The sequence below is a fragment of the Methylovulum miyakonense HT12 genome, from assembly GCF_000384075.1.
Lineage (GTDB): Bacteria > Pseudomonadota > Gammaproteobacteria > Methylococcales > Methylomonadaceae > Methylovulum > Methylovulum miyakonense.
Genome location: NZ_KB913025.1, coordinates 1,566,421 through 1,580,454, shown reverse-complemented (window position 1 = coordinate 1,580,454; position 14,034 = coordinate 1,566,421). Strand labels below are relative to the sequence as shown.

At 52.5% G+C, this 14,034-nt stretch carries 19 protein-coding genes and 1 pseudogene; 14 read left to right on the top strand and 6 right to left on the bottom strand.

Translation table 11 applies throughout. The annotated features are described in order from the left end of the window. The first annotated feature begins 70 nt into the window (after positions 1 to 70). Genes METMI_RS23460 through METMI_RS0108320 form a run of 3 tightly spaced genes read left to right on the top strand, consistent with a single transcriptional unit; the run spans position 71 to position 1,911 of the window. On the top strand, positions 71 to 829 hold the full coding sequence (locus METMI_RS23460; protein ID WP_083930222.1) for an energy transducer TonB: 759 nt from the start codon (positions 71 to 73) through the stop codon (positions 827 to 829). A 10-nt stretch (positions 830 to 839) separates the two neighbouring features. Next, complete coding sequence (locus tag METMI_RS0108325; protein ID WP_019865825.1) at positions 840 to 1,514, top strand: MotA/TolQ/ExbB proton channel family protein; 675 nt, start codon at positions 840 to 842, stop codon at positions 1,512 to 1,514. Next, complete coding sequence (locus METMI_RS0108320) at positions 1,504 to 1,911, top strand: ExbD/TolR family protein (protein ID WP_019865824.1); 408 nt, start codon at positions 1,504 to 1,506, stop codon at positions 1,909 to 1,911. The genes METMI_RS0108325 and METMI_RS0108320 overlap by 11 nt, the downstream gene beginning before the upstream one ends. Positions 1,912 to 2,046: 135 nt before the next feature. Here METMI_RS0108320 and METMI_RS26140 read toward each other — a convergent pair. Together METMI_RS26140 and METMI_RS0108310 are read right to left on the bottom strand one after the other, a co-directional pair. Next, positions 2,047 to 2,148: pseudogene (locus METMI_RS26140) on the bottom strand (REP-associated tyrosine transposase); the annotation flags it as partial. Positions 2,149 to 2,415: 267 nt separating this feature from the next. After that, complete coding sequence (locus tag METMI_RS0108310; protein WP_019865822.1) at positions 2,416 to 3,015, bottom strand: hypothetical protein; 600 nt, start codon at positions 3,013 to 3,015, stop codon at positions 2,416 to 2,418. A gap of 264 nt (positions 3,016 to 3,279) precedes the next feature. Here METMI_RS0108310 and METMI_RS23455 point away from each other — a divergent pair, with 264 nt between their 5' ends. Continuing rightward, positions 3,280 to 3,432 carry a nucleotidyltransferase family protein gene (locus METMI_RS23455; protein WP_198007897.1) on the top strand — a complete coding sequence of 51 codons (153 nt, stop codon included), beginning with the start codon at positions 3,280 to 3,282 and terminating at the stop codon, positions 3,430 to 3,432. Next, positions 3,429 to 3,731 (top strand): HepT-like ribonuclease domain-containing protein, encoded by a 303-nt coding sequence (locus METMI_RS23450; RefSeq protein WP_019865820.1) that lies wholly within the window; start codon positions 3,429 to 3,431, stop codon positions 3,729 to 3,731. Before METMI_RS23455 ends, METMI_RS23450 begins: the two co-directional genes overlap by 4 nt. Positions 3,732 to 3,836: 105 nt before the next feature. Here the strand turns inward: METMI_RS23450 and METMI_RS23445 are convergent, their stop codons facing one another. The 4 genes from METMI_RS23445 to METMI_RS26835 all read right to left on the bottom strand — a co-directional run bounded on the left by METMI_RS23445 (position 3,837) and on the right by METMI_RS26835 (position 6,695). After that, positions 3,837 to 4,520 (bottom strand): hypothetical protein, encoded by a 684-nt coding sequence (locus METMI_RS23445; RefSeq protein ID WP_019865819.1) that lies wholly within the window; start codon positions 4,518 to 4,520, stop codon positions 3,837 to 3,839. A 482-nt stretch (positions 4,521 to 5,002) separates the two neighbouring features. After that, complete coding sequence (locus METMI_RS0108290; RefSeq protein WP_019865818.1) at positions 5,003 to 6,019, bottom strand: class I fructose-bisphosphate aldolase; 1,017 nt, start codon at positions 6,017 to 6,019, stop codon at positions 5,003 to 5,005. A 93-nt stretch (positions 6,020 to 6,112) separates the two neighbouring features. Further along, on the bottom strand, positions 6,113 to 6,319 hold the full coding sequence (locus METMI_RS0108285) for a DUF6494 family protein (RefSeq protein WP_019865817.1): 207 nt from the start codon (positions 6,317 to 6,319) through the stop codon (positions 6,113 to 6,115). Beyond that, positions 6,312 to 6,695, bottom strand: a complete 384-nt coding sequence (locus METMI_RS26835) for a hypothetical protein (RefSeq protein ID WP_156829801.1) — start codon at positions 6,693 to 6,695, stop codon at positions 6,312 to 6,314. Before METMI_RS26835 ends, METMI_RS0108285 begins: the two co-directional genes overlap by 8 nt. Positions 6,696 to 7,396: 701 nt before the next feature. On the opposite strand from METMI_RS26835, the gene METMI_RS0108270 reads away from it, so the two are divergent. From METMI_RS0108270 to METMI_RS0108230, 9 genes are all read left to right on the top strand, one after another. Beyond that, positions 7,397 to 8,488 carry a hydrogenase small subunit gene (locus METMI_RS0108270; protein WP_019865814.1) on the top strand — a complete coding sequence of 364 codons (1,092 nt, stop codon included), beginning with the start codon at positions 7,397 to 7,399 and terminating at the stop codon, positions 8,486 to 8,488. Beyond that, positions 8,488 to 10,284 (top strand): nickel-dependent hydrogenase large subunit, encoded by a 1,797-nt coding sequence (locus tag METMI_RS0108265; RefSeq protein ID WP_019865813.1) that lies wholly within the window; start codon positions 8,488 to 8,490, stop codon positions 10,282 to 10,284. Before METMI_RS0108270 ends, METMI_RS0108265 begins: the two co-directional genes overlap by 1 nt. A 122-nt stretch (positions 10,285 to 10,406) precedes the next feature. Next, positions 10,407 to 10,640: a hypothetical protein gene (locus METMI_RS23440; RefSeq protein WP_156829800.1), complete on the top strand. Its 234-nt coding sequence runs from the start codon at positions 10,407 to 10,409 to the stop codon at positions 10,638 to 10,640. Continuing rightward, positions 10,637 to 11,026 carry a type II toxin-antitoxin system VapC family toxin gene (locus tag METMI_RS0108255; RefSeq protein ID WP_019865811.1) on the top strand — a complete coding sequence of 130 codons (390 nt, stop codon included), beginning with the start codon at positions 10,637 to 10,639 and terminating at the stop codon, positions 11,024 to 11,026. The genes METMI_RS23440 and METMI_RS0108255 overlap by 4 nt, the downstream gene beginning before the upstream one ends. Positions 11,027 to 11,034: 8 nt before the next feature. Further along, positions 11,035 to 11,616 (top strand): HupE/UreJ family protein, encoded by a 582-nt coding sequence (locus METMI_RS0108250; RefSeq protein ID WP_019865810.1) that lies wholly within the window; start codon positions 11,035 to 11,037, stop codon positions 11,614 to 11,616. Between the two features lie 14 nt (positions 11,617 to 11,630). Continuing rightward, on the top strand, positions 11,631 to 12,335 hold the full coding sequence (cybH, locus tag METMI_RS0108245; RefSeq protein ID WP_019865809.1) for a Ni/Fe-hydrogenase, b-type cytochrome subunit: 705 nt from the start codon (positions 11,631 to 11,633) through the stop codon (positions 12,333 to 12,335). An 89-nt stretch (positions 12,336 to 12,424) separates the two neighbouring features. Beyond that, the gene (locus METMI_RS0108240) at positions 12,425 to 13,099 is read left to right on the top strand and encodes a HyaD/HybD family hydrogenase maturation endopeptidase (RefSeq protein WP_019865808.1); all 675 of its coding nucleotides are present in this window, start codon (positions 12,425 to 12,427) and stop codon (positions 13,097 to 13,099) included. After that, entirely contained in the window at positions 13,099 to 13,395 is a 297-nt protein-coding gene (locus METMI_RS0108235) for a HypC/HybG/HupF family hydrogenase formation chaperone (protein WP_029151554.1), read from the top strand. Before METMI_RS0108240 ends, METMI_RS0108235 begins: the two co-directional genes overlap by 1 nt. Continuing rightward, positions 13,392 to 13,811, top strand: a complete 420-nt coding sequence (locus METMI_RS0108230; RefSeq protein ID WP_019865806.1) for a thioredoxin domain-containing protein — start codon at positions 13,392 to 13,394, stop codon at positions 13,809 to 13,811. Before METMI_RS0108235 ends, METMI_RS0108230 begins: the two co-directional genes overlap by 4 nt. Positions 13,812 to 14,034: the final 223 nt, after the last annotated feature.

The following is a 14,034-nucleotide window of genomic DNA, read 5'->3' as shown; positions in this document are numbered from 1 at the left end:
CCTTTAGGCTAATAAGCAAGCAGCCTTTATAATGGTCGGCCTCACCCACATTAGCTTGTTTGCCGATTGAATGCTCCCTGTAACCCTTGCCGCAGCACACCCTAACCATCGCTGGCCCGTCCGGGCGACGGTGGTAGCTTGCCTTATTTCCATCGCCTTACACTCTGGCATTTGGCACGCTTGGCAAGGCATGTCGGCTCCCCCCTTACCCGAAGCAAAGCCGCCAGTGGTTATCGAAGTCGCCCTGACCAGTGCGCCTAGCCCACAACCGCCTGCGGCGACGCCTGCACAGCCATCCCAAACACCCCCTGTCGCCGCCAAACCGCCCGCAAAAGCTGCGGAAAAAGCCAAGCCTATTGCCAAGCCCAAACCTAAACCCGTTGCCAAACCGCCCGAACCTAAAAAAGCCCGGCCAACCACGGAACCTAAGCCTAAGGAAACTCCGGTCACTGAAACCGCTCCAGCGTTCAACCCGCCGCCTGTGTTCACGCCCGCACCTGCCCAAGCCAGCCCCAAGCCGGCGCCCGCCGCAGCACCGCCAGCGCTGGTTAAGGCGGCGTACTCCGCACCTGGCTTAAAAAACCCGCCCACCCGTTATCCCAAAATTGCGCAAATGCGCCAATGGGAAGGCACGGTCACCCTGGAAGTGCGGGTATTGGCCAGCGGCTCGGCAGGGGAGGTTAAAATTGTCAGCAGCAGCGGCCACGAAATCCTTGATGAATCGGCGGTTGAGCAAGTCAAGTCCTGGCGGTTCATCCCTGCGCACAAAGGCGACAAATCCGTTGACGACTGGGTCAGGGTGCCTATTTCATTCAAATTTAAACGTTAAAGGAAACTACATGATACAAATATCTTCCGCCAATATCGTCCAAATCACGTTATGGATACTCATCGGTTTTTCCGTGCTGACCTGGACGATCATTTTCTTAAAAAGCTGGATGATTTGGACGATTAACCGCAGCAACCGCGCTTATGCCGAACAATTTTGGGCGGCGAACACTTTACAAACGGCGGCGCAGCTTGAACAAACCAGCAGCGCCTTAGGGCGGATTGCCGGAGCGGGCTTCCATGCCTTGAGCGATGTCCATAACAATGTCCCGTCCATGCTGGAACTGAGCGGCGACCTCCAATCGGTTTTAGAACGCTCCTTACGCCAGCAAATCAGCAAAGAACGCAAAACCTTGGAGCAATGGCTGTCCATGCTCGCCAGCATCGGCAGCACCTCCCCGTTTGTCGGGCTGTTCGGGACGGTCTGGGGAATCATGCACGCCCTGCAAACCATCAGCCAAGCAAAATCGGCGAGCCTCGATGTGGTCGCCGGCCCGATCGGCGAGGCCTTGATCGCCACCGCCATCGGCATCGCCGCCGCGATTCCGGCGGTGTTGGCCTACAACTTTTTCATCCGCAGCATCAAATTGACGGAAGCGGAACTGGAATACTTCGCCACCGATTTCCTCAACTTGGCTGTCAAAGCAGGCCTGAAAACAACCCAGGAGAATAGCCATGGCCTTTAAAACCGATTCCTCCTCCGACCGTGAGGCGATGAGCGAAATCAACGTCACCCCGCTGGTGGACGTGATGCTGGTGTTGCTGGTGGTGTTCATCGTCACCGCGCCATTATTGACGCAAGCCGTGCATGTGGACTTGCCCAAAACCGAAAAGACCGACCCGGCACCGGAAAAACACCTGGCAACCATCGCCATTGATGCCCATGGCAACCTCACCGTCAATGACAAACCGCAAGTGTTGGCGGCCTTAGATCAGCAACTGCGCGGGCTGCACGCCGCCGATCCGGAACTAACCGTACAACTGCAAGCCGATGCCGCCGTACCTTACGGTAAAGTCGCCGAAGCCATGGCGGTGGCGCATAAGGCGGGGATCAATAAGCTGGCTTTTATCACTAGGGAATAAATGTTTAGAAGCGCCGTACCGATTACCTAACACGGCCACCCGAACAAATGCCCATTGGACTTGATTACCCGTTTTGATTGAACCCGCCAAAGCCGTTATAAAATCGGCGATGGCGACACGGGGATAGCGGTGAGTGTAAAGCCCCTGCCCGACATAACGGTGAAAAGTTGAATAAGGCCAATCCGATACGTTTTTGACCAAACCATGCTTGACCGGATTGATGTGGCAATAATCAAATGGCCGACAAATCAATCTAATAACGTGAGTTTCTTGAAAGGCGCGGCAATAACCGCCAAAGCTAAACCACATCCAACATTAACGGGTGTCCCGATGTTGTCGGGTTACCCTGTCGTGCGGCAATTGCTCCTGCCTTGCCCTGTCCCTGCATCCATACAGCCGTAACCCAATCAATTTACTTGGCCGTAGGGCGCATTAGCGATAGCGTAATGCGCCGGATGGGTGAAGGGCAACATGCGGTGCAATACGGCTATCGCCTATTGCACCCTACTGTGTGCGCCTTACGAGTTTGCTCATCGTTTCCCGCTGTTTTCGCTTCATGCGTTTGTAAAAAGAGGTGAAGGCAGTTCCCGCCATGATGCAGCACAGACTAAGATAGAGATAGAATCGATCCGGAAGGGCTTGCGGGTAAAAGACTCGGAAGACAGATGCGGCGGAGGGAACGAGAAGCAGCATCCCCCAGAAAATGGCGATGAAACGGCAGGCACTCATAAATTTTTCGTCATGCCATAGTTCCTGCGGCACCTCCTCTCGTGCAAGTTCAACTGTGAACGGTTTGCCGATCAATATCGTGAACCAGATGATGCCCGTCAGAAGGCTGTTTGCGATTACCCCCATGTTTTCGGCCAGCCAAATCCACTTGAATCCGTACAACGATACTGCGGAAAAAAGGAAGAAGGCCGTGGTGGCCCACTGCAAAACAAAACCCTTGCGCAGAGCCTTCCATCCGATGGCAACGGATGCAACCAGACAGATCACGACGGATCTTTGCAGTGCATCCCAGCCGTTGGATGGTAGAACCAGAAACAGAATCCAGGGCAAGAATCCAAGAACGAAGCTCGCAAGCTCCTGTAATTCTTTCAGCATCTCACACTTCCTTAATATATCTAGCAGCGAACGATGCGGTTCCCTTCGTTCGCCGCATCCTACGGATCTGAACTCGACTTTTCCTCATCTTCGTTGCCTAACGTTACAGGGGCGCGCCGCTAACGAAAGCTAAGCGAAACCACTTACCTTGAATTTAAATGGGTGTTTCAAAACCGCCAACTGGCGGTGCGTCCCTTTGCAGGGCAAGCGCATATAAAATGAATAAAATATCAATGACTTATATTTTAACGTCGTATAGATGTGGTGGATTTTCTGCCAGGCACAACGCTATTGGATCAGGTCGGCTTGAGTTTGGCGCTATCTGACGCGTTAGAACGCAAAGTCGATGTTGTCAGCGAAAAGGCCTTAAATAAACACTTGTCCCAACACATCCTCCAAGAAACCGTACCCTTGTGAAAGACCGCTTTGTCTTCATTGCCGCAGCCCTAGAAAGCATCGGGTTAATCCAATCTTATACCGCTGGCTACGATTTACCGCAGTTTTTGGCAGACAGAAAAACCCAAGCAGTCATCCGCAATCTGGAAATCATCGGCCAGGCCGTAGGGCGCATTAGCGATAGCGTAATGCGCCGGATGAGTGAAGGGCAACATGCGGTGCAATACGGCTATCGCCTATTGCACCATACAGTGTGCGCCTTACGAGTTGTATCCCGATGCCCAACGTATTCCAAAGCTTACAGCCGTAGGGCGCATTAGCGATAGCGTAATGCGCCGGATGGGTGAAGGGCAACTGCGGTGCAATACGGCTATCGCCTATTGCACCCTACAGTGCGCCTTACGAGTTATTATCTGCCAAAAAACTTAGTTTATATCTTGATCTTGCCAAAAACTCGAAGCATCTTCATATAATTGCCTATCGAAAAATTCTTCTGTTTTTTTCATTATAGGATCAAGCTCTCTTGATATTGCTGGAATATAAGCTTCTTCAGGATACGGCAAGCCTAAATTAAATCTTTTGATCATCAACAGATATGCGGGGAGACAATTATAAAATTCTTCGAATGTGCCTATTTCCTTATCTTGAAAAGCATGGATTGCATTCCGCTTATTTTGGATACTTAATACGTATTCATTCCATTCTTTAGACCATAGGTCCCTCTTGTCGAAAAATACTCTAAGTCTTTCTAAAGCCAATGAATCTGGGTCTTGTAGTTTTTCTCTTTTGTCTCTGTACGCGTGTAAATCATCGCAATAGTCTTCGTAGTAGGCACACAAAAATAATTTTAGTGTACCTTCAATTAAAGCTCCGAGATTCGCCCATGCCAGTATTAATCTACCATTTTTGCTTGGCTTTTCTTCTTGTTCAAGCCATATTGCTAGGGTATGGGAAAGCGCAACTTGATTATCAAGTCTTGATTTACTCATTAATTCAGCAGCGGTATAAGGCGCCCATCCATGAGAGTTAGACCAAAATTCTGCTAACCATCTATTAACTCGAACGATTTCATTTTGTACCTTAATGAGTTCGCTTTGGTTTATATACATTTAAAGCCCAACGTTAAGTAGACACCTAAAAAGGTGCCATGAATTACACACAAAACGGCGCATGATATTTACACGCCCCTTGATTTTTCAAGAATATACGCCTTGATTTTTTTGTTATCAACCCATCCGGGCAAATAAGCCCCACACCGAAAAATCCCCCTGCTAAAAATTCGGATGACGTTACGCAGCTGCCGCCCATCAGGTTATCGGGCCAGTCCCAACGCTAATGTTGCTAACCAAATTTAAAGCCCGTAAACGCATGGTAAAACTGCTTAGCCGTCCTGCCGCTTTTTGAATCTCGCATGACAGTTTGTATGTAACCCTAGCCTGGATGATCTGCTTATTGAAGGTTTCAAGATTGCCATAACCTGTGCGGTCGTTTTCTGAAGCACCAGCCGCGCATATAAAGACGTTGAATAGCGTCTGCGCTGTAAAAGCTTGAATCGCACGACGATTACTCACGAAATTCACCACCCTCTTGCTTACTCCATCTGTGCTGAATAGTTACCGTAACGTGCCGCACCGTTGAGCCTTGCCCGTTTATAAAGCGCCTGTTGCGCGGCCTGTAGGTTTTCCGGCTTGCCTCGCCAAGCTTCCAGCACGGGCTGTTGCAAAGCCCGCCCGTAAGAAAAACTCAATTGCCAAGGCGCGTTACCGGCCAGCGCATTCATGGCGTTCAGGTTAGCCGTGGCTTCTTCGGGGGTTTGGCCTCCCGAAAGGAAGTTAATCCCAGGAACGGCGGCAGGCACTGAACGGCGCATGGCCGCCAGGGTTTTCTCGGCGATTTCTTCCGGGCTAGCCCTATTGGGCGCGTCTTTGCCAGGGACGACCATGCTAGGTTTGAGCACGGTATATTCCAGCTCCACACGATGCCTGTGCAAGGCATGGAACACCGCATGCTGGACCAGCTCGATGACTTCAAGGCAACGTTCTATGCTATGGTCACCGTCCAGCAGCACTTCCGGCTCGACGATAGGCACTAAGCCCAACGATTGGCAAATCGCCGCATAACGCGCCAGCACTTCGGCATTGCTTGTTATGCCGGCCTGGGTGGGGTTATGCGGGCTGATGGAATACACTTCACGCCATTTGGCAAAACGGGCGCCCTGCCCCTTATAACCCGCCAGCCGTTCAGCCAATCCGTCCAAACCCTGCGTGACCACATCGCCCGGTGCATTTATCAGCGGCGTAAAGCCTTTATCGACCTTAATCCCAGGCACTATGCCCTGCCCGGCCGCCACCTCCGGCAGGCTTTTGCCGTCAGACGTGGTTTGCCCTAACGTTTCTTCAAACAGGATCACGCCGCTGATAAACTCGCCTAAACCGGGTGTCGTCAGCAGCAGGGAACGGTAAGCGCAACGGTTGGCTTCGGTGGATTCGACGTTAATCGCTTTAAAGCGTTTGACAATGGTTGGCGCGCTTTCATCAGCCGCCAATATGCCCTTACCTGTGACCACCAAATCCGTGATAGTGGCTTGCAATTCAGTTTTTATAGACATAAAAATCTCCGTTTATGGTTGTTGTTATAGAGATGCTTGACCCGCCTTTGTAAAAACTGACGGATATATCTGAAAATCACTGGTACTGGAAAACTATTCCATCGCTATGCTGCCTTCAATGCAATGGCTCAAACCGATGGCCTCGATCTCCAACGTCATTTTGACAGTAATGGCTTCGTTGCCTTGTAATTTTCCGGATGCCATCGCCTTATCCACCGCATGTTCGATTTCACGTTGTGACGTGACACCGACATTTTTAAGATATTTCCTGATTTCCATATTCAATGTCTCTTCATTCATATCGACCTCCATCGTCCCGCAGGGACGCTAAAATTAAGGAATCCGCCATTGTTTTGATAATGTAAATGTAGGTCTCAGGGTATGCCTCCTGAGGATGGGCAATAACAGCCGTTTGGCCATTTTTGCGGCCCCCCAAGTTCCCTTCTATGGAACCTTCGCTGTCAGTAACGGCCATGCCCACCTTTCCAGCCATGATAGCCACCCCAGCCACCTCCCCAACCATGATTACCGCCCCAGCCATACCCGCCGCCTCCCCAACCATGATGGCCGCCCCAGCCATATCCACCAGGTCTCCAGCTATAATACCCCCCCCAACCATAACGCCTGCCCCAACCGAAATTATCATAAAGCTGATATCCATACGGCTGATAACCATATTGGTAGCCGCTATAAACGCCATACCCGTCATAGGCAACGTAAGGGCTGTAAGGATAAACGGCACAACTTTGTAGTATGGCTGCAAACACCAAAACGGCGCACGGCCAAATTAATCGTTTCATATCAACATCCCCTTGAAGGACTTAATCATTCAATTATCGTTGTTTCGATTAGCGGCGGTATAAATAATTCAATATAACTTGCCAGCAGACAGTTATATTGGCCAGGGTGCCCATGGAAACCGTCACCATCCCTTTTGGCAAGCCGGATAGACCCCCATCTTCCCGCGACCGGCAAATACCCCGTATATATGCCCCCAATGGCCGGTTCAAAGCCTTGCCCTAACTATCGGGTTGGTTTGTCACGTTTCAGGCAATCCGCCTATTTTTTTGTTGCGTTTGTTGTGTAATCGACATTTGCCTCATTTTCCACACCCCCTCCCGGCATTATTTCTCTTACAAATACAAAGGTTTTTTGGCGGACGATAATCCGGTATGGATGTTGCTTTTGCAATGCCCAGCAGCGTTGCTAAGGGCACTACGCCAGGCGTTGCTTTTAACAATAAGAACAATGCAAGCGTTTCCAAACAGCCATAAGACGACCCAAGGGCATCGCTTGGAAACACGGAGAAAAGTATCCCGTAGCATTTGCCGGCTGTACGTTTTTCAAGCAGCCATACCAACAACGCCAGGAGATCGAATGAATGAAACCTTTTACGATGTCATGCGCAGGCAAGGCATCACGCGCCGCAGTTTTCTCAAGTTCTGCAGCCTGACCGCTGCATCGTTAGGGCTTGCTCCGTCTTTCGCGCCGAAAATCGCCCATGCGATGGAAACCAAGCCGCGCATTCCGGTGTTGTGGCTGCATGGCCTGGAATGCACTTGCTGCTCGGAATCCTTTATCCGCTCCGGCCATCCTCTGGCGAAAGACGTGATTTTGTCGATGCTGTCGCTGGATTACGACGACACCATCATGGCGGCGGCAGGCCACAACGCCGAAGCCATCGTCGATGAAATTGTCGAGAAATACAAAGGCAATTACATCCTGGCCGTCGAAGGCAATGCGCCTTTGGCCGAGGACGGCATGTACTGCATCATCGGCGGCAAGCCGTTTGTCGAACAGCTTAAATACGCCGCCGAAAGCTGCAAGGCGATTATTTCCTGGGGCTCGTGCGCATCCTGGGGTTGCGTACAGGCCGCCAAGCCCAACCCGACCCAGGCGACGCCGACCCATAAAATACCCGGCCTAGCCGATAAACCTATCATCAAAGTGCCTGGCTGTCCGCCGATCGCCGAAGTGATGACGGCGGTGGTTGCGTATTTGTTGACCTTCGACAAACTGCCGACGCTGGACAAACAAGGCCGTCCGCAGATGTTCTACAGCCAACGCATCCACGATAAATGCTATAGAAGGCCGCATTTCGACGCCGGCCAGTTCGTCGAACACTGGGACGACGAAGCCGCACGCCAAGGCCACTGCCTGTACAAAATGGGCTGCAAAGGGCCGACCACGTACAACGCCTGTTCGACGGTGCGCTGGAATGAAGGCTTGTCGTTCCCGATCCAGTCCGGCCACGGCTGTATCGGCTGCTCCGAAGACGGTTTCTGGGATAAAGGCAGCTTCTACGAGCGCCTCACCGATATTAACCAGTTCGGCATCGAAGCCAACGCCGATGCCGTCGGCGGTACTGCTGCGGCCGTAGTTGGGCTAGGCGTCGCCGCCCATGCCGGGTTGACCGCGCTAAACCGTTCCAAAAAAGCCGATGACAAACAACCAGGAGCGCAGCAATAATGACAGTCACTAACACCCCTAACGGTTTTCATCTGAATGACGCCGGCCGCCGCGTCGTCGTCGATCCGGTCACGCGCATCGAAGGCCACATGCGTTGTGAAGTTAATATCGACGACGACAATATCATCCGCAATGCCGTCTCCAGCGGCACCATGTGGCGCGGCCTGGAAGTGATCCTGAAAGGCCGTGATCCCCGCGATGCCTGGGCGTTCGTGCAGCGCATCTGCGGCGTCTGCACCGGCACCCATGCGTTGACCTCGGTGCGCGCGGTCGAGGATGCGCTAAAAATACAGATTCCTGAAAACGCCAATTCGATACGCAACCTGATGCAGCTCAGCCTGCAAGTGCAAGACCATCTGGTGCATTTTTACCATTTGCATGCGCTGGATTGGGTCAACCCGGTCAACGCGCTGAAAGCCGATCCTGCCGCGACTTCGGCCTTGCAGCAATCGATTTCGCCGCATAATCCCAAATCCTCGCCCGGTTATTTCCGCGACACGCAAAACCGTTTGCTGAAGTTTGTCGAATCCGGCCAGCTCGGCCCGTTCAAGAACGGCTACTGGACGAATCCCGCTTATTTGTTGTCGCCGGAAGCGGACTTGATGGCGGTGACGCATTACCTGGAAGCCCTGGATTTCCAGAAAGACATCATGAAAATACGCACGATCTTCGGCGGCAAGGATCCGCATCCGAACTGGCTGGTCGGCGGCGTGCCGTGCGCGATCAATATCGACGGCGTCGGCGCTGTCGGCGCGGTCAATATGGAGCGGCTGAACCTGGTCTCATCCATCATCGACCGCACGATTACTTTTATCGACCAGGTGTACATCCCCGATTTGCTGGCGATTGCGCAGTTCTATAAAGGCTGGATGTATGGCGGCGGCCTGTCCGGGACTAGCCTGTTGTCTTACGGCGACATCCCCGACAACGCCAACGACTATTCGGCGTCAAATTTACTGATGCCGCGCGGTGCGATCATCAACGGCGATTTGACCAAAGTGCACGAAGTCGATTTGGCCGATCCCGAGCAAATCAAGGAATTCATCCCGCACTCCTGGTACAAATATCCTGACGAATCGCTGGGCCTGCATCCGTGGGACGGCGTCACCGAACCCAATTACAAACTGGGGCCGAACACGAAAGGCGACCGCACGCATATCCAGGAACTGGACGAAGACGCCAAATATTCATGGATCAAGGCGCCGCGCTGGCGCGGCCATGCGATGGAAGTCGGCCCATTGGCGCGTTATGTCATCGGTTATGCGCAAGGCAACAAGGAAATCACCGAGCAGATCAACTTTGTGTTGAAAACGCTGGACGTGCCAGTCACGGCCTTGTTCTCGACCTTGGGCCGGACGGCGGCACGCGGCCTCGAAGCGCAATGGGCGGCCGGTAAAATGCGCTACTTCATGGACAAGATGATGGCGAATATCAAGTCAGGGGACCTCGCGACCGCGAACGTGGCGAAATGGGATCCGGAAACTTGGCCGAGCAGCGTCAAAGGCGTGGGTTTTACCGAAGCACCGCGCGGCGCGTTGGGGCATTGGCTGAAAATCGAAAACACCAAAATCGCCAATTACCAATGCGTGGTGCCGACCACCTGGAACGGTTCTCCGCGCGACGAGCAAGGCAATATCGGCGCGTTCGAGGCGGCGTTGATGAACACCAAGGTGGAGCGTCCCGAGGAACCGGTGGAAATCCTGCGCACCTTGCACAGTTTCGACCCGTGTCTGGCGTGTTCTACGCATATCATCAGCCCGGATGGGACGGAATTGACGCAGGTTAAGGTGCGTTAGGCGTACCATCACGACATTTTGTTGAGTCGTTTTTCGTGCTATGTTCATGTTGTGCGTAACATTACACACACGCTATTGTTCAGGAAAAACACCCAAAGCAACCCATCAAAATGGAGTGGATTATGCGGCAAATCATTACGATAGACGATGCCTTGTTAAAAAGTGCAAGTTACTGTTTAGCAACGGATGACATTAATGAAGTGGTCACTATTGCGCTACATGAACTCATTAAAAATCATCCCGTTACTAATCATAGGCGCCGCCAACCCCCCGCCTCTATTGCAGGTAAAGGAAAAATAGTAGCGGACTTGGTTGCACCTTGTGTCGATAGCGAGGATTTTGAGTGTCTGAAATGATCGTGTTAGACACTCATATTTGGGTTTGGTGGTTAAACGATAAAGAGCGCTATTTATCAACACAGCAAATAGACACGATAGAGCAAGCTGAACGGGTTGCTGTTTCAGTTGTATCCTGTTTTGAAGTCGCTCAAATCGTTAAAAAAGGACGTTTGTTGTTGCCTTTGCCCGTTAATGCCTGGTTACAAGAAGCCTTACAACCCGCAGGTGTTGAGCTGTTGCCTTTATCCGTAACCATTGCTTGTCGGGCAGTCGATTTAACGCCTGTCCACAAAGACCCCTTTGACCGTTTGATTATTGCGACAGCTTTAGACTATTACTGTCAGTTAATGAGCGTTGACAGCAATTTTAAACATTATCCCGAGTTACAAAATCATTTGATTTAGGAGTTACCATGATTAAACATTTTTCATCCGCCGCTTTATTGCTGGCATTGGCGTTAACCGCCACGACGGCTTCGGCGCACACAGGCGCACACGACATTGACGGCTTTATCAGCGGCTTAAGCCATCCCTTTTTAAGTTTAGACCATTTATTAGTCATGCTCGGTGTCGGTTTATGGGCAAGCCGTTTAACCCCGCTCAATGCCGGCTTCACCATCGCCGCATTTTTAAGTTTTATGGTTTGCGGTGCGGGGCTGGCTTTATCAGGTTTAACTATTCAAGGCGTAGAAACCGGCATCCTGGCTTCGGTGCTGATCGTAGGCTTATTGCTCAGTGTGTCGCGTCGCTTACCAAGCCTGCTGGTTATTGGCTTATTAGCCGGTTTCGCTGTGTTGCACGGTTTCGCGCACGGTTTGGAAATGCCTTTAGCCGCCGCACCCGTTGATTACGCGGTAGGCTTCCTGCTTGCGACGGCCAGCCTGCACGGTATTGGTTTAGGCTTAGGCGCGATGCTGAGCTATCACCGGTTTGGCTTGCGTATGTCGGGCTACATCACCAGCGGTCTGGGTTTGTATTTATTATTCAACGCTTAACGGAGTAACCGCGCATGAGCAGCAACGCCCTTCCAACCCCCGCCGTTTACGTCTACGAAAAACCGGTACGGCTATGGCACGGCCTGAATGCCCTGGCCATCATCGCGTTGACGGTCACCGGCTATTTAATCGCCTCGCCGCTGCCATCGGTGGGCGGCGAAGCGTCCGACCATTTCCTGATGGGCTATATCCGCTTTGTGCATTTCGCCGCCGGTTACCTGTTGGCGATAGGCTTGCTGTTCCGGGCGTACTGGGCGTATGCGGGCAACGGGCATGCCCGGCAACTTTTCGCGCCGCCGCTGTTGAGCCGGAGCTTCTGGCAAGGCGTAGGCCATGAAATCCTGTGGTACGCTTTTTTGGTCAAGGAACCGCGCAAGTACACCGGCCATAACCCGTTGGCATTGCTGGCGATGCACTTCGCCTTTGTTTGGGGTTCGCTGTTTATGATAGTCACTGGCTTTGCCTTGTACGGCGAAGGCACGGGGCAAGGCAGTTGGCAATACAGCCTGTTCAGTTCCTGGGTGCTGCCGCTGTTTGGCGATAGCCAAAGCTTGCACAGCTGGCATCACCTAGTCATGTGGCTGATCGTATGCTTTGTGCTGATCCATGTCTATGTCGCCGTGCGTGAAGACAAACTGTCACGGCAAAGCATTTTATCGACGATGGTGACCGGCTGGCGCACGTTTAAAGACGACAAGCCGCTGGACGATGTCCATTGACCTAAAACGGCATTTTGTCCACGAAAAACACGAAAATTTTTAAAGAGATTTCGTGCTTTTCGTGGACAACATTTTTCTAAGGATTAACGATGAATATTTTGCTGTTGGGCATAGGCAATGTGCTGTGGGCCGATGAAGGTTTCGGTGTCCGCGTCATCGAGCATTTGCAAAAAAACTACCGTTTCCCCGATACGGTCAAGGTGATGGATGGCGGCACGCAAGGCGTTTACTTGGTCGAACATGTACAGGCGGCGGATGTGTTGGTGGTCTTCGATGCGGTCGATTACGGCTTGCCGCCAGGCACATTGAAACGCATCGCCAATGATGATGTGCCGAGTTTTCTCGGTGCCAAGAAAATGAGCCTGCACCAGACCGGTTTTCAGGAAGTGTTGGCGATGGCGCAAATGTTGGGTAGCGACCCACAGTATTTGCTGTTGATAGGCGTGCAACCGGAGGAACTGGACGACTATGGCGGCAGCTTGCGCCCTTGCGTCAAGGCACAAATCCAACCGGCGATTGATATGGCGCTGACCTATCTGCACGCTTTCGGCATTAATGCGGATTTTACCGGTGCCGATGCTACTTTGACCGACCCGGTGCTTAATATGCAACGCTACGAACAGGAGCGGCCCACCGCCGACGAAGCCTGCCGCATCGGCGACGAACGCATTTTGCAATCCGGCGTATTCGCCGTGCAACCGCCGCCGCAATCGGGCGGCCAGCCCAGTTTGCAAGTCGATGTCGATTACCGGGGCAAATACTGATGTGTATCGGCCTTCCCATGCAAATTATCGGGCAGCGCGGCGAAATGGCCGTCTGCCTCTATCGTGGCCTAGAAAACCTGATTGACATGATGCTGGTCGGCGAGCAGCCCGTCGGCACTTGGTTGCTGGTGTTCCTGGACACCGCCCGTGAAGTGCTCAGCGAGGAAAAAGCCCGGCAAATTACTGATGCCTTGGAAGCCATGCGTCTGGCGATGCAGGGCGAAACCCAAATAGACCATCTGTTCGCCGATTTAGTGGACAGGGAACCGACCTTACCGGAGTTTTTGCAATCATGACTTCACCTTTGATAGACCAACTGCAGTCCCGCCACGGCTTGCCGTTGCTGGATGCGGACAACTACGACCCTTTTGTTTACGGTAACGGAACCGTCGTGCTGTTTTTTTGTAACGACCCCGTGCATTTCCCCGAAAGCAACGATGTCGCGGTGATCTTGCCGGAATTGCTGAAAGCCTTCAGCGGTAGGCTGCAAGCGGCGGTTATCGGCAAAGCTATCGAGCGCGAATTACAGGCGCGGTTTCGCTTCACCCGTTGGCCCTCGTTGGTGTTTTTGCGCGGCGGCGAGTATTTAGGCGTCATCAGCGGCATCCGCGATTGGCAGGATTTTATGCAGGAAACCGTACGCATACTCGCCGCCACACCCAGCCAACCGCCTGGCTTTGATTTGGATAAAGTCTGCGGGGCGGCGCATTGAATATCGTTTGTTCATCCTATCCCCGTTTCCATGTGCCGTGTCACCGCTGTTAAGGATATTCGCTCGTTCCCAAGCTCCGGCTTGGGAATGCGGTAGCAGAAGCTCTAGCTTCGCGTATCCCACATGGGCATCAATATCTACGCAAGTGACTGGAAGCTAGAGCTTCCAAGGCCGCATTCCCAAGCCGGAGCTTGGGAACGAGCGTGAAAAGGGGCGCATGGCA